Below are 15148 nucleotides of genomic sequence, written 5' to 3'. Positions count from 1 at the left end.
TAACTTTAATGATAACATAACAACTGTGTAGTGGCATAATTAGATCGGACCATGTTTAAGAGGTTATACTACCCCAAAGAGGATAATTAGTATGACAACCAAACGCCAAAAATACACCCGAGAATTCAAGTTAGAAGCCATTAGCTTAGTCATTGAGCACAAACGCAAAGTTGCTGAGGTTGCCCAGTCGCTAGGCATTGGTACTTCCACCTTAGACAACTGAGCACACGCAAGCTATGTGACTTATTTGGTGTAGTCAGAAGCAGTGACTACTATGGTATACAATCTAAGCCTATAGATATAAACTCGTTAAATTAAAAGCCCTGATACGTAGGATATTCAACGATTCTAAGCATTCAGCAGGCGCTCGTACCATTATCGCCATATTATGGAATGAGCACGGATTCGGTTGACGCGCTACCTAGCATCTAAGTTTATGAAAGGCATGGGACTAATGAGCTGTCAGCTCAAGACGCATAAATACAAGCAAGCTGATCAAGAACACAAAACCCATGACAATATCTTAGGTCGCAACTTTAGCCCCGAAGCGCCTAATCAAGTCTGGACAGGTGATGTAACCTATGTCCGTATCAAAGGCGGTTGGTGTTACTTGGCTGTCGTTCTAGACCTGTTTGCACGGCGCGTGGTGGGCTTTAGCGTCTCAGACTCTCCTGATAGCTTTTTGACTGCCTCAGCTGGCGTATCAGACGAGACTCAAGCCTAATGGAGTGCTGTTTCACTCTGATCAAGGTACGCATTACACCAGCAAGCAGTTCGCTGAGTCAGTCGCAAGTTGTCATGGCATGGTTCAAAGTATGAGCCGAAAAGGAAATTGTTGGGATAACGCCCCAACTGAACGCTTCTTTAGAAGCTTCAAGGTGGAGTGGATGCTAAAGGACGGCTACGAAGATATTGCTGAAGCATCAAGTGCTATCACTGACTATATTTGGGGCTATTATCAAGCTGTGAGACCGCCCAGCTTCAACAACTCTTTAACACCATTAGAGACAGAGAGACGCTACCTTAATCAAAACCTCTTATTAGTCCTAAATTAGTTGACCACTACACTGTTTGTTATTTATGAGGGCTACTTAAAAATAATAGTAGTTGCACATAAGTCAATATGAATTTGATATCAATAGTAACTTAACTCTAAAACCATATATTAAGTAGTCACCATGGAACTCATAAATTATATTAATTCGCTTCATAATCTTAATGCTTCAGGTACGAACAGCCTTGCAGAATCTCAAGTTAACTCATCTTACTTTAAAGACATATATCATCCTTTTCCCATTGTTGAGTCTTTGAAATCAATTATTTCTAAAGATCAGGATGCTATCATCATTCTGACCGGCCATGCAGGGGATGGGAAATCTACAATAGCATTCGAGTTGCTGAGAGAGTTAGGTAAAGAAGAGTATCCACAAGAATATCAATTCAAAGAGCACGAATATCTCGAAAAAAATGAATTAAACGTACTCAAGGATATGAGTGAACTAAGTTTAGAAGATAGAAAAAGTTGGTTAAGAAAAGCATTTAACTCATCAGGAAATTGGTTGATTGTAAGTAATACAGGCCCTTTGTTAACTTCAATTGCTAGCTCATTGGAAAAGACTAATTGGACTTCCAATTTTAAAACTCATGAAATAGAATCTAAAATACTGGAATTTCTTGATAAAGATATTGCTATTGAAGATATAAGTAACTTGAAATTAGATAACGTCAACTCAAAAGAATTTTATATTGTAAATATTGCTAAGTTAAATAATATAGAAGTAGCCTTGAATATTTTCAAAAATATTATTAACCATCCAGAGTGGCAGCAAATCATACAAAAACATCCCACTCATCCTATTAGTATTAACTATTGCACCATCAAAAATCACTATCAAGATGTCGAAGAAAGTATTCGCTTAACATATTTATATCTACTGAATTATGAAAAGCGTATGACTTTGCGGCAGATGTTAGCGCATCTAAGCGTTTCTTTGACTGCTGGTATGAGCCTATCAAATGATGATATGCCATTTAAGAATAGTGCTGAAACTCTATTATTTAGCGATACTTTTTTCGGCTACATTGGTAATAGGATTTGGCATAAAGCAAAAGACTTGAAAGCCATAGATCTAGTTTCTCGAATTCATGCTGGCAAATATACAGGCATAGAAGTTGAGAGTTTTATTACAGATGAGAGCAACTTTGAGTTAGTCAGTGAGCCTTTAAAGTCTATTATTATAGAATATATCAAAAACGACAAGAAAAGTGAGTCCCATCACGAAAAAGCCGCGTTACGTAGAATTCTATTTATGTATGGTGTTAATGAGAATAAAAACACTAAGTCTCTATTTTTGGGTTCCACTAGCATATACAAATTCAATAACTGGCAAATAAACCCTGATAGTTTTAATAATGAATCCCGAAGAGTTAAGAGGTTATGTGAGAAAGCATTGAATTTATTTTATTCGGGTTCAGATGATAAGGATAATATCAATATCACGCTAAAGCGTTCAGATTCTTCAGTATTTCAGATCGCTCAATTAATGGTTTGTAGTATTGCTAAAAACTCCTTTCGTATTGATTACGATAATCAAAAACAGCTGCCTTTTATACACTTAAAAAAACCAAAAGATTCAGAAAATGTTCGCTTAGACTTAAGCTTGCCACTATTAGATTACATTGAAAATATTGTGATTGGAGATGTTACCGAATCATTAAATCCTATCTATAAGGCTCAGTTAGAACGTTTTAAATTAAGCCTTATTGATTATGCTCAAGATGTTGATGACGATGCAATTACTCTGGTTAGAATGAAGTCTGATGAGAGTGTTAATAAATTAGAAATATATTTTGAACAATCGGGCAATCACAAGATTATTAGAATGGAAGGGTAGTAATGACTGATATTAATGCAATTCAATTCCCTAGTGCTAGCTTTAGAGCTGATAGTAAAACCAATATTGCTATTCAAGTCTATGGTAGAAGATTCTTAGCTGACCAAACTCCTATAGAGTATTTATCAGAATTCCTTTTAGTCTTTCATTCTAAAAAGAGTGAAAAAAAGGTTGATACCGATGAACTCAAAATGAACCAAAGTGAAAACTCATTTAATGTTAGTGAAGATAGTAGATATTATTTCCCAAAGTCCAGAATTCCACTCAAACTTTTTAGTTTTTTTAGTCAATCAAAGCTGGATACGCGTCACCCTATTCATCAACAATCTTTTTTAGACGCTTTAGATGAGTTAGGAGCTAAAACTCAGCGAGGTCTTTCTGATGCTGAAAAAAATAACTTGGTAAATACACTACAAAATTTGCTATATGGCTTTGTTGGTGTTGCTAATAACCGAACGTGGTCTACTTATAGTTTTATGCCAATCACCCCTAGTTTTCTTGGAAGAGAGGTAACCTGGCCACATTCTTCTGAAGAATATGGAAGTTGGTCAGATAGCGCTGAACGTTTCCAATTAGATCGTCATAATTTTATGGCTCGAGGTGGAGAAGCATTATTTTTGCAGATAGCATTTTTATTTACTAACGATATTGCTATTAGATCAACATTGCAGAAAATTGAGCAAAATGCTGTTTATCAACATTTAGAATTTAACTTGCCAAATTTAAAGCAGAAGCTTGAGAATACGCTAGTAAAACTATTAAAAGATGAAACTCATCAACTAGAGGAAATCTGCAACTTTGTAGAAAGCACCTTAAGTGAATATGATATTGAAGATAACGATAATCGTTCAGCTACTTTGGCAACTATTCCGAAGAGTTATATTATCGAAGGCTTTCTATTTGCTAATGAAATGCTCAATTTATTAAGCTCTAAAATAAGCAAGCTTGAAAAAATCGAGCTCTTACAGCAGCTTTGTGTACTCCAAGTTTTACGCTCTATTATGGCTCGTTCTACCCAAATTGATCAGAATAATCACACAACTAACAACTATCACGGAAATTATGCGTGGATTGTATGCAATCCGAGCGCGACTACTAAAGATAATGTAAGAAAACTGGCCGAATCTTCTTTTAGTAAGTCTGAAGAAATTATTTATAGAGTAATGCGCTCAGTTGGCAAAGAGAAAAATCTTAAACCAGGCGATTATACGCAAGTTGATAAACATAGCTCAGACGTATTTAGAAGAATGTCAAAAAATATAGGGTTGGTAATTCCATACAAAGGTTCAGGACAACGTTTTATACTAACGCCTAGCCTAATAAGATTGTTTGTGTATTCTCTAATTGAAAGTGGTACACGTATTAAACTTAATGATTTTTTGAGCAGAATTTATACCCATTTTGGTATTGCGATAGAAGGTCAACAGATTCAAGAAGCTATTGCATGGCAATTAGAGCGTAATGATGATTCAGTAATTAATATAGATGTTAGCTGGGTAGAGGAAAGTCTGAAGCAGTCTGGATTGTTAATCGAGCTATCAGATGCTATTTCAATAGTTAATAACCCTTAAGGTTTATCTAGATCACTGATTAATCGGCTTCAGCTATTAAATAAAAAAATAAATGATTAAAGAAGAAATAATTATGAACCTTTCAAGTGAGTTGTTTTTATCTGCTTATACTGACTATTTACAAAATATCATTGATAATTCATTGACTCATGCTGGTGAAACTAGAATTATCACTCAAAGTTTAATGCCTAATCAGGTACTGTCAATTTTTGAAAAAATGACAGTATTATATCCTTTAAGTGTTTGTGCATCATATTTAAGGGTCGCTCATGGTTTGGTTAAGTATTGGGAGACTTTAAAGCTAAGTAGTAATGATACTGAAGCTTTCACTAGACTAAGACTTAACTCATGGTTAGATGAAGAAGATAAGTTAACTTGGTATCGTAATAGAACAACTGTTGATGAGGGCGTTGAAAGACTATTTGTTCTACTAGTAGGTATTGATCATACAACTGATAAAGGAGGACTCGCCGATTTCTTCGTTTGTACAAGTAACAAAGTTTGGGATTCATTAGGAGGTAATTATAATAAATGGTTAAAAGAAATAGCTGAAAACGAAGGTCTAACGCTTGGAGAGCAACATTATAATCAGCTAAATGATTATTTAATGTTGATAAACAGTCTAGTACCTCTGACATTGAGTCAAAAAGCAGACTTACTTGAAGAATGGTTAGCGAAGTATTCTTCAAATAACAAATATAGTGAAGACTATGATAGTTTGTTATGTAGTTTATTCTCAAGCTTAACTAACTTAGGTCTTCCTTATCTACATGTCGAGGATGATATAAAGCTGTTTAAGAATAAAAAAGGCCATCAATATTTAAAAGCTGCTCATCAATTTATTTCTCATCGCCTATATAATCAAGGTGGTAAAAAAACAAAAGATCTTGATAAAATCAGAAAATACTTACTGGAAAATTCTGAAGTTAAAGTATCTGATATATCAGGTAATAAAATAGATGTTAAGCTCTATTTTTCTTACATCGAAAAATTTATTCTCAATGCAGATAATGATTGCAAATTAAAGCTCATTGAAACAGACTTATTGCCTATATTAAAAGCTTTAAATATAAAAGAAGAAAAGAAGGAGACTTCTTCTAATACAAGCATACCTTCTTTCAATTGCCATAGCTTTGAAGCTGTATGTAAAGGTTTAAATTTTTCCTTAGAGAGATTTAGTAATGAGCATCAATCTCGTAGTATTTCGCTAGTTACTATTAGAATCAAGCATTTTCAGCACGATTTCAATAGTAAAGATGCTCAAAATAATAATATAAATAAAGATGAGCTGGCTAGATCTGTATTGAAAGGAGTGTTGGGTGGTATAGAGGTTTATATCGGGAATTTAGATTTAGCGATCGAAAATTGTGTGGTGGATTTTTTACCACTTGATGAAGATACCACCTATCGTTCGTCCACCTCCAATCCACATGTAGTTTTTGAGACAAAGATAATTGGAGAGAGTACTGAAGTATATCTGTTTAAATGGAAGCTATCAGAGTTTCAGATCGAGCGGTTACATGTTCAAATCGCAAAAACAATACTACAAAAAATAGAGACTGATAAAGGTTGTCTTTTACCTATATTAGTAATGAATAAACAAATCTATCAAGCAATTTACCATGCTTCAAATCAAGAAGAGGCTTGTCGATTAACAAGTCTAGGCTTGAGTGATATGAAAGTCATTGATATTTTCAGAGATTATGATTTTTCACAGGTTGAAGGTATTCAGTTATCACTTCGGGATTTAAGCAACACCTACATAAGTTTACTAGAAAGTGTTGTCGATGAAGGATTATATGTTGCCAGAAATCAATCTAAAATACTTTTAAATGCCTATAGCTCCGTATTAAAAAAGATAATGGCATCTGAAGCCTATATCGCACAAGATATTAAAGAAAGATTCTATTATGGTTTCTTTATGACCGAAAGTTTAGGTCATAGTGGTTTTAATGCAATAGAGGGAGTATTAATTAATGCTTATCATCCGGCAGTATTTGAGTTAGTCTCTGCTCAGATAGATTTCATTACTTTTGCTGTTTCTGATATATATAGTGGTTCAGACTATATTTTTAACAAAAATAGTATTGATGATGTTTTTGTTCAGTCTGAGATTGAAACACCAATCCTTGCGCTAAAACAAAAACAGGGTATTAGTACTCATGCGAAGTCTTTTGGTTGGCTGCATTATATTGGTAAACCACTTGATGATAATATCGACTTATCTGTACAGGCTTTGCTGAAAGAAAGTGATGATGATGAAGACACTCAGGATGTGCAACCTATCACTCCTGAAGAAAGTATTGTTTATAATACACTCAATGATTACCAAAAGGTCTACTTTCATGCAAAAGATGGACTACGTATATTAGCAACAAATGTAACGAATCTATCCTCGCTACTAGCTGGAGTAACGAAGTATTGCCAAGATTCTCTAATCAAAGACCCAAATCGTATTCATTATTCATTACATATTTCAGTCTATACCATTGGCTTATCTAAATTAACTGCAGTGAATACATTAAAAAACTGGCAAGAAGATTTAGTCGATAAGTTTGCTAAAAAGGACAAGGTTATAGAATTAAAAATTAGCCACTTTAATTCTGAAGTAGCTCATATTAAAAGAAGTTTAGAGTCAATACTTGAAATACAAGATGCAACGGGTCTTGGTTGCTTTGATATGGTGTTTAATTTTAGCTTTTTACAAAATAGAACTTATGGTAAGACTGATCCAGCACCTATTATATCCTTACAATCAAATGAGGATCGTGGCTTAATCTTTCCGATTATTTACTATCCAAAACCTATTATCCAACAACAAGATAATCTACGCGAACTACGCCTTAGTCAGCGACAGATTGCCATCCAATCTGAACACGCAAACTTGACTGCTAACCTCGAAGTATCCAATCGAAGTGAAAATGAGCAGTATTTTGTAGTATCTAAAATGGAATATGAGCAAGCTGATATTGAGTTTATTGAAACGCTGCATCAGATATCGCAGTGGGTAGTAAATATTGATGAATACTTTGATTATAATCTACTGCAGAAAGGTAATAATGAAAACCATAAAGTTATCAGTTTCAGTTCTGGTCATGGTCATTATGGCGAGCTAAATGTTACTTTATCAACTGCACACGATGCCCAACAGAAGCTTAAGGAAAGTATGTATAATCATATTTCCGGTATCATGCATTATCTTCATAAAGAAACACTATTACAGTTAATTGATGAAGTATTACGTCTGAATGAGTCTTTATCAGGTGTTGCTAACATTAAAGCAGTTTTAGGTAATAATGAAGCTGTAAGAAATTTGTATGGCTATGCATTATCTATCAAAGCAATTTCTAAACCAAAGGATTGTTTACTTAGCCAGTGGATACCTCTAGATTCATGCCAACACTGGTTTAAATTACAAGATAGCTATAATAGAGCAGACTTATTGCAGTTATCACTGAAATTAGATCAAAATAATAAGCCTATATTGAGTGCTCATATTGTCGAAGCTAAAGTTGGCTCGCCAGATTTGTTAAAAAAAGCTGAAGATCAAATTGAGGCCAGCATACATTATCTAAGTAAACTGTTTGCGCCAAGAGACAGTAAAAAAAGTAATAATGGCTATAATAGAAGATATTGGTGGGGACAGCTGCATAGGGCTTTAGTAATACGTTCACATATTAATCAGGCAGAGGCTCAACAACTGAATATTGCCCTTGAACGATTAAGCGAAGGTGATTTTGCAATCCATTGGACGTCCAGTGTAGTGATATGCCATACCGAAGATAATAGTAATGATTCTTCGATAATAGAAAAATTCTATACTGATGAGTTTAATAATCTAGAAGAGGGTTCAAAGAAGTATTTTGTTAGAAAATACTCAGAAGTCAGCTTTGAAAAAACTATCCTAAATAATGTTTATTCACAAGGTTTGTCGGGTCCCAAAACAAAATTGATAAGTAAAGAAAATGACAATGACAATGACCTTAAGTCTATTGTTAAAACGCCAACTATAGATATAGGTAGTGCAGACGGCTCTATTTTCGACGATGTATCTGTTACAAAATTGACAACACGTCAGGCGATGATCGAATGTACCGTATCTGATACATCTGATACATCTGATACATCTGATACATCTGATACATCTGATACTGTAGAGGCTATTGAAGACAGAAAAATAATGATCGGGACAGAAAGTAGAAGAGATACTGCAATTTATTGGGAATATAATCATGCGAAGCTAAGTAACCGGCATTTGCTTATTTTTGGCTCTTCGGGTTCAGGCAAAACGTATGCAATCCAGTGCTTACTCTCTGAATTAGCATTAGCAGGTGTTTCTTCTTTTATTATTGATTACACAGATGGATTTTTGAAGCATCAATCAGAACTTGTATATCAAGATGTCTGTAAGCCCCAAGAGTATTTCGTCATACAAAATCCATTGCCCATTAATCCATTTAAAAGTTACTCAACAGAAATCTCCCCTGGCCAAACTATTATAGAAAAGCCTTTTCAGGTAGCGATTAGAGTAAAAAATATTCTAGATTCTGTATATTCAGACTTTGGAAGCCAGCAAGTTGCAATTATTGATAAGGTACTTGAAGCTGGGCTAACAGCTAACCCTCATTATGATTTAGAAGGATTTGTTGAGGATTTAGAAGATGAAGGTACGCGGGGCGAAAGTGTTGCTAATAAAATTCGTACCTTAGTAAAAATGAATTGTTTTGATAATACTGCTTCTACTAACTTGTATGAAGATAAAGTACGTAAGGAACACGCTGTACAAATTATTCAGCTCACTCAGATTCCCAAAGATTTACAGAGAATTATTACTGAGTTTGTTTTGTGGGATTTATGGGCATATGTGCAAAAACATGGTCACAAGAGTAAGCCTATTACAATTGTGTTAGATGAGATGCAAAACCTTGATCATAGTGCAGACTCCCCAATTGATAAGCTACTACGTGAAGGCAGAAAATTTGGTATCAGTTTGGTTTTAGCAACGCAAACGGTTAGTAATTTTACTAATGAACAAAGGGATAGATTATTTCAAGCTTCTACGAAACTATTTTTTAAGCCTGCAACTACAGAAATAAGCAGTTTTGCTGATTTATTATCTAAAATACATCCTGAGCTGAGAAGAAGTGACTGGATTGAACACCTTAATAGTCTTGAAAAAGGTCAATGTTTCTTTGCAGGTTATATTGAAGATGAAAGAGGGCAGTTTAAGGAAGTCGTAAGAAAACTGGATATTACTGCCCTAGAAGAGCGTGGCTTTACTAGCTATATTAATGATAGGCAATCTGATCCATTTTTCATAGGTATATAATAAAAAACTAGATGCTGTAATTAATGAATGAAATTATTTTGAGCTATGCTGTCAAACCTGTAGACATTGACTTGGGAGATTTTACTTACGCAGCCTGACGATAATAGTCAAACCACACCTGTCTTGGCGATTTATAGCCCAAACCCTTTTGAATTCTAGTCTGATTGTAGTACAGCTCGATGTATAGTCGATCCACTATAAAATAAATACAGTGCTACTGGTATAAATTTTCTTTGCTTGTTGTGTGACTTCGTCACTCCAGAGGCTGCATAAAATTCATCCCAGTAGCACGCCGTAAAAGCTGTAATCTTTTTATTTAGGATCCACTATATCTAATAATATCGTTGATCGCTGCAAATCTAGTCTTATAATCCTGATGATATACCAGCTCGTTCTTTAAAGTGCCCCAGAAGCTTTCTATTGGAGCATTGTCGAAGCAATTACCTTTAGCGCTCATTGAACCTGTAAATTGATGCTGTTTGATAATCTTGTGGTAGGCATGGCTACAGTATTGACTACCTCTGTCTGAGTGCACAATTAATCCTTTATTAGGCCGTTTGTTTTTGATTGCCATACTTAGTGCTTTGCAAACTAAGTCAGCAGTCATGCGTTTGTTGATCGCATAGCCAACCAGCTCTTTAGTGTATAAGTCTTTGACTCCTGCTAAGTACAGCCAACCCTCATGTGTCCAGATATAAGTAATATCGCTTACCCATGCTTGGTTAGGGCGACTGGTGTCAAACTTCTGATCGAGCACGTTTGGATAGACCAGCTTGTCGTGATTAGAGTCGGTGGTGACTTTAAAGCGCTTGTGACGACGGCATTTGATGCCGTGTTCCTCTTTGATGCTTCTGACCATGTATAGACTAATATTATGTCCTTGTCCGCTTAGATACGCATGCAGTCGTGAGCTATGCTGAAGAAACCGTACAACTAAACTTGGTAAACTAAGCACAATTATAGGAGTTTACCATGACCAAGAAATTAAGAACCTACAGTAACGAATTTAAAGCTGAAGCTGTCAAGAAGATAGCAGATAATAATGGCAATATCTCAGCTACTGCAAAGCAGTTAGGTATTGCCATGCAAACGCTATCAAACTGGCATAACAAAGCCAATCAAGGCAAGCTTGTTGGCACAGAGCAATATGATCCTGACCTTATGAGTGCTCTTCAAGAAATAAAGCAGCTCAAGCGTCAGCTCAAAGTGGCTGAAGAGGAGCGCGAGATTCTAAAAAAGGCGACCGCGTACTTCGCGAAAAACAGCCCGTAAAGTACGCTTTTATCAAAGACAATCGTCAGATATTTAGCACCACTACTATGTGCCGTGTATTAAGCGTTAAGCCCTCAAGCTACTACGATTGGCTAAGTCGTGACATCAGCGAACAGCAGGTACACCGCAATCAGTGCGAGCTACTAGTTAAAGCCGCTCACAGTGAAATGAAAGAACGTTATGGCGTAGATCGATTGCATGCTCATCTAAGCAAACAAGGCCACAACATTAGCCTGTATATGGTAAGAAGCATCAAAGAGGAACACGGCATCAAATGCCGTCGTCATAAGCGCTTTAAAGTCACTACTGACTCAAACCACAACAAGCTGGTCTATGACAATGTTTTAGATCAGAGGTTTGACGCTAAGCGTCCTAACGAAGCATGGGTCAGCGACATTACCTATATCTGGACTGCTGAGGGCTGGTTATATTTAGCTGGAGTGAAAGATTTATACACCAAAGAGCTTGTCGGCTACGCTATCAATAAGCGCATGACCGCTGATTTAGTATGCCGTGCACTCAATATGGCAATCAAGAACAAACGACCTACTCAAGGACTGATTGTTCATTCAGATAGAGGTAGCCAATATTGTAGCCATGCGTACCATAAGATTATCGAGCAGCATAAGTTTACAGGCTCAATGAGCGGCAAAGGTAATTGCTATGACAACGCACCTATAGAAAGCTTCTGGGGCGTCTTGAAGAATGAACTAGTATATCATCAAGATTATAAAACGAGGTTTGCAGCCATTAGCGATATCATTGGGTATATTGAGCTGTATTATAATCAGACTAGGATTCAAAAGGGCTTGGGCTATCGAGCGCCAAGACAGGTGTGGTTTGACTACTATCGTCAGGCTGCGTAATTAAAATCTCCCAAGTTTGGTTCTACGGATTTGACAGCATGGGTCAGTCGATCTACGCCATAACGTTCTTTCGTTTCATTGTGAGCGGCTTTAACCAATAACTCGCACTGATTACGATGTACCTGCTGACAGCTGATATGACGACCCAGCCAGTCATAGTAGCTTGAGGGTTTAACCTGTAGTACGCGGCACATGCTACTAATGCTAAAGACTTGCTGGTTGTCTTTGATAAAGGCGTACTTGACTAGCTGTTTTTCGCGAAGTACGCCGTCGTCTTTTTTAATATCTCTCGTTCCTCTTCGGCCACTTTAAGTTGCCGCTTGAGCTGCTTTATTTCCTGAATAGCTGCCATAAGCTCAGGATCATATTGTTCTGTGCCGATAAGTTTGCCTTGATTGGCTTTACTGTGCCAATTAGTTAAGGTCTGCATGGCGATGCCAATCTGCTTTGCAGTCGCTGAAATATTGCCGTTGTTGTCTGCTATCTTTTTAACAGCTTCGGCTTTAAATTCGTTACTGTAGGTTCTTACTTTCTTGGTCATGATAAACTCCGGTTAATACGCTTAGTTTACCAAGTTTAGTTGTACGGTTTATTCAGCATAGCTCATTTAGTATAGATTCAAATCCTAATAGGAAGCACACAGAATTTTTTGTGTGCTTTTTTAAAATGATATTTTAATAGAGTTACTTTGTTATAGTAATACTTTAGCTAAAGATTAGAGTAAGACTAGTTTATAGATTGTATGAAAAATACCAGCAACCATTCTATAAATCAGATAACAGTATCCTAAAATATTGATATAAGATGTAATAACTTTAATTTTATGACATCTTGTTTATTTTTTTAACCGTATCAATAACGATAGCTATTGTTTGCTCGACCTCTTCAATGGTAGTCATGCGACCAACACAAATTCTAAATGCACATTCAGCGATATCTTTTGGGATACCCATCGCTTTCATAATAGGTGAGTATTCACGACTCAAACCGTCGCAAGCGGAGCCAAGCGAAAAAGCGAGGTGGGGTTGCATGTTGTTCAGAAGTTGCATGCTATCAATGTTTTTAATCGCTAAGTATAAGTTACCAGGATGGCGTTCATTCAAATCACCAAACACTATGATTGTAAGAGCTTGATTCAAACCATCTAGCAAGGTGTCTCTCAACTCTCTCAACCGTAAAGCTTCAGTTTCTTTATTATCATCTAGTATTTTAGCTGCCTCAGAAAATCCAATAATCAATGGTACAGGCAAGGTGCCAGCGCGTAAACCATTTTGTTGCCCGCCACCAGAAATCATAGGTATAAACTCAGGGTTCTGAAGATGCTTTGAGTACAAGAGACCAATGCCTGATGGACCATATATTTTATGAGCTGATAGTGTCAGAAAGTCCACTTGCAAGTCATGACAGGCGATATCTAGATAACCTGCTTGTGAGCCATCTACATGCAGCATCGCATTGTAGCGCTGGCATAGCTCAGCGACTTGATAGATAGGCTGACTTGTTCCTATAACGCCGTTGGTCATCGTGCAAGAAACCCATAGCACATTATTCTGCTTAAGCTTGGTCTGAAGATCTTGTAAATCGATAACACCGTTCGATGTGATGTCCACATAGAGTAGTTTGAGACCATGTTTACTAGCAGCTATCTCTAACGGGCTTAAGACGGATTTATGTTCTAAGTGACTGGTTAGGATGGTGTCTGCTTGTGGGTTCATTTTTTCGGCAATAGGAATGCCTGAATAGATAGCTAAATTATTGGCCTCAGTTGCTCCTGAAGTAAATAACAGTTCTTCCTCGAAGCAGTCATATATATCAGTGAATGTCTTAAGGCTATCACTGATTAATGTTTGTTTATTCCACCCAAAAGAGTGTCCATCTGAGTGAGGGTTTCCAGGCTGAGACCATATATCTTGCATAGCTTTGATAACTGATATATCGCATGGGGTGTGTGAATTGTAGTCTAAATATATGTTTTTCATAATATTTTCATTTTTTATTTGTATAGGATAGTTTTTAGGGTGAAAAAAAGAGAATCTCATTACATAAAGATAGTAACATGATATAATTTTGTATTGGAGACTTGTTCCAATGCAGAAAGCAACTATACAAGTTTATTAAAAATTATATGGATTGATTGAAATTTATGCGTTACTTTGCATCTTTGATAAATAATATAAAACCAACTCTTTCAGGCCATGATACTTTCCCATTAAGGTATGGCTGGTTGAAAAAAGTCCATGATCAAATTGCAGTACAGCCAGAATCTGAAGAAATCGACAACGTTTTTTCTCAAGATACCGCTATTGCTGATTTTGGTGTTGGTAAAAATATGTTGAATGCTATGCGATTTTGGTCAACGCAGACGGCCATGATTATCAGAGATAATAGTGCTTATTATAATACACAGCCTACTACGATAATTGATGAAATTTCGAAAAACGATACTGTAGATGTAACTAAGCAACTCAATAATTTCTATAACTCTGTCAATATTTTTTCTGATCATGGTTTAGATCCTTATTTAGAGTCACCTTCGACCATTTGGCTATTGCATTTATGCCTTGTCACAAACCCTAATTTAATGACCTACTATTGGCTGTTCAATATCAATACGAAGTCAGAGTTAAGTCGAGAAGAATTTGCTCGATTATTGAAAGAGTTTTTTAAAGATCATGGTTTATCAGCTCCTTCAGATTCAACAATAAAAAAAGATATTGAATGCTTGATTCAAAATTACACAACAAAAACTCGCAAAGCAAATGACGATTTTGAAAATGTATTAGAAGGTCCGCTAGTCGAGCTTGGGCTATTGACTCGTGTTAATAAGCAAAACATTAGAGCGTTACGAGGTGAGAAGAACTCTTTGACGCTGCATGTTTTCGTTTATTCGTTAATCAACTGTTGGCGGATACATAATGGGGGAGCTGATACCTTGTCGCTAGAGATGTGCACTTATGACGAATGCTCTCCAGGTCGGGTATTCATGTTAGATGAAGATGCGATTATAGATTACGCGGAGCAACTACAAGACTCTACATATTCTTTGACTTGGACTCAGTCTGCTGGGATTCGCCAATTTCAAATAACAGATGGTAGTAGTCTCGATGCCATTTTTGAGCAATGCGTAGAGCATATGCGAAATGAAGACTATAGCCATTAATATGTCCTGAAAAATATTTAATTACGGTATTTTTAATAAATTAATTATAGAGTTAT

The 15148-nt window shown here is 36.1% G+C and carries 9 protein-coding genes and 2 pseudogenes; 8 read left to right on the top strand and 3 right to left on the bottom strand.

All coding sequences use genetic code 11. The features are described from left to right. Nucleotides 1–91: 91 nt before the first annotated feature. The 6 genes from CUR83_RS08720 (at nucleotide 92) to CUR83_RS08695 (ending at nucleotide 9794) form a co-directional block, all read left to right on the top strand. A complete protein-coding gene (locus CUR83_RS08720) occupies nucleotides 92–223 on the top strand; it encodes a transposase (protein ID WP_284719492.1) in 132 nt (43 codons plus the stop codon). A 213-nt stretch (nucleotides 224–436) separates the two neighbouring features. Continuing rightward, nucleotides 437–724, top strand: a complete 288-nt coding sequence (locus tag CUR83_RS08715) for a DDE-type integrase/transposase/recombinase (protein ID WP_284719491.1) — start codon at nucleotides 437–439, stop codon at nucleotides 722–724. A gap of 79 nt (nucleotides 725–803) precedes the next feature. Next, nucleotides 804–1055 (top strand): integrase core domain-containing protein, encoded by a 252-nt coding sequence (locus CUR83_RS08710; protein ID WP_284719836.1) that lies wholly within the window; start codon nucleotides 804–806, stop codon nucleotides 1053–1055. 123 nt (nucleotides 1056–1178) lie between these two features. Beyond that, complete coding sequence (locus CUR83_RS08705; RefSeq protein WP_284719490.1) at nucleotides 1179–2894, top strand: hypothetical protein; 1716 nt, start codon at nucleotides 1179–1181, stop codon at nucleotides 2892–2894. Nucleotides 2895–2896: 2 nt separating this feature from the next. Further along, the gene (locus tag CUR83_RS08700; RefSeq protein ID WP_284719489.1) at nucleotides 2897–4465 is read left to right on the top strand and encodes a hypothetical protein; all 1569 of its coding nucleotides are present in this window, start codon (nucleotides 2897–2899) and stop codon (nucleotides 4463–4465) included. 73 nt (nucleotides 4466–4538) lie between these two features. Beyond that, nucleotides 4539–9794: an ATP-binding protein gene (locus CUR83_RS08695; RefSeq protein WP_284719488.1), complete on the top strand. Its 5256-nt coding sequence runs from the start codon at nucleotides 4539–4541 to the stop codon at nucleotides 9792–9794. Between the two features lie 328 nt (nucleotides 9795–10122). On the opposite strand, the pseudogene CUR83_RS08690 reads toward CUR83_RS08695, so the two are convergent. Beyond that, nucleotides 10123–10701, bottom strand: a pseudogene (locus CUR83_RS08690) (IS3 family transposase); the annotation flags it as partial. A gap of 65 nt (nucleotides 10702–10766) precedes the next feature. Here CUR83_RS08690 and CUR83_RS08685 point away from each other — a divergent pair. After that, nucleotides 10767–11932 (top strand): IS3 family transposase gene (locus tag CUR83_RS08685; RefSeq protein WP_284719421.1). Its coding sequence is split into 2 segments (ribosomal slippage): nucleotides 10767–11025 and nucleotides 11025–11932, totalling 1167 coding nucleotides; the frame shifts between segments, so codons are not numbered across the junction. Between the two features lie 20 nt (nucleotides 11933–11952). Here the strand turns inward: CUR83_RS08685 and CUR83_RS08680 are convergent. Together CUR83_RS08680 and CUR83_RS08675 are read right to left on the bottom strand one after the other, a co-directional pair. After that, nucleotides 11953–12473, bottom strand: a pseudogene (locus tag CUR83_RS08680) (transposase); the annotation flags it as partial. Nucleotides 12474–12753: 280 nt separating this feature from the next. Beyond that, complete coding sequence (locus tag CUR83_RS08675) at nucleotides 12754–13911, bottom strand: cysteine desulfurase family protein (RefSeq protein WP_284719487.1); 1158 nt, start codon at nucleotides 13909–13911, stop codon at nucleotides 12754–12756. A gap of 164 nt (nucleotides 13912–14075) precedes the next feature. Here CUR83_RS08675 and CUR83_RS08670 point away from each other — a divergent pair, with 164 nt between their 5' ends. Next, nucleotides 14076–15092 carry a DUF4007 family protein gene (locus CUR83_RS08670; RefSeq protein WP_284719486.1) on the top strand — a complete coding sequence of 339 codons (1017 nt, stop codon included), beginning with the start codon at nucleotides 14076–14078 and terminating at the stop codon, nucleotides 15090–15092. Nucleotides 15093–15148 lie beyond the last annotated feature (56 nt).

The sequence above is a fragment of the Psychrobacter pocilloporae genome (assembly GCF_029872915.1).
Taxonomy (GTDB): domain Bacteria; phylum Pseudomonadota; class Gammaproteobacteria; order Pseudomonadales; family Moraxellaceae; genus Psychrobacter; species Psychrobacter pacificensis.
This window is presented reverse-complemented; position numbering and strand designations above follow the sequence as displayed.

Bases quoted from the DNA above. Each gene is read 5' to 3' on its own strand.
- CUR83_RS08720 (WP_284719492.1), top strand. From the start codon at position 92: ATGACAACCAAACGCCAAAAATACACCCGAGAATTCAAGTTAGAAGCC.
- CUR83_RS08715 (WP_284719491.1), top strand. From the start codon at position 437: ATGAAAGGCATGGGACTAATGAGCTGTCAGCTCAAGACGCATAAATAC.
- CUR83_RS08710 (WP_284719836.1), top strand. From the start codon at position 804: ATGGTTCAAAGTATGAGCCGAAAAGGAAATTGTTGGGATAACGCCCCA.
- CUR83_RS08705 (WP_284719490.1), top strand. From the start codon at position 1,179: ATGGAACTCATAAATTATATTAATTCGCTTCATAATCTTAATGCTTCA.
- CUR83_RS08700 (WP_284719489.1), top strand. From the start codon at position 2,897: ATGACTGATATTAATGCAATTCAATTCCCTAGTGCTAGCTTTAGAGCT.
- CUR83_RS08695 (WP_284719488.1), top strand. From the start codon at position 4,539: ATGAACCTTTCAAGTGAGTTGTTTTTATCTGCTTATACTGACTATTTA.
- CUR83_RS08675 (WP_284719487.1), bottom strand. From the start codon at position 13,911: ATGAAAAACATATATTTAGACTACAATTCACACACCCCATGCGATATA.
- CUR83_RS08670 (WP_284719486.1), top strand. From the start codon at position 14,076: ATGCGTTACTTTGCATCTTTGATAAATAATATAAAACCAACTCTTTCA.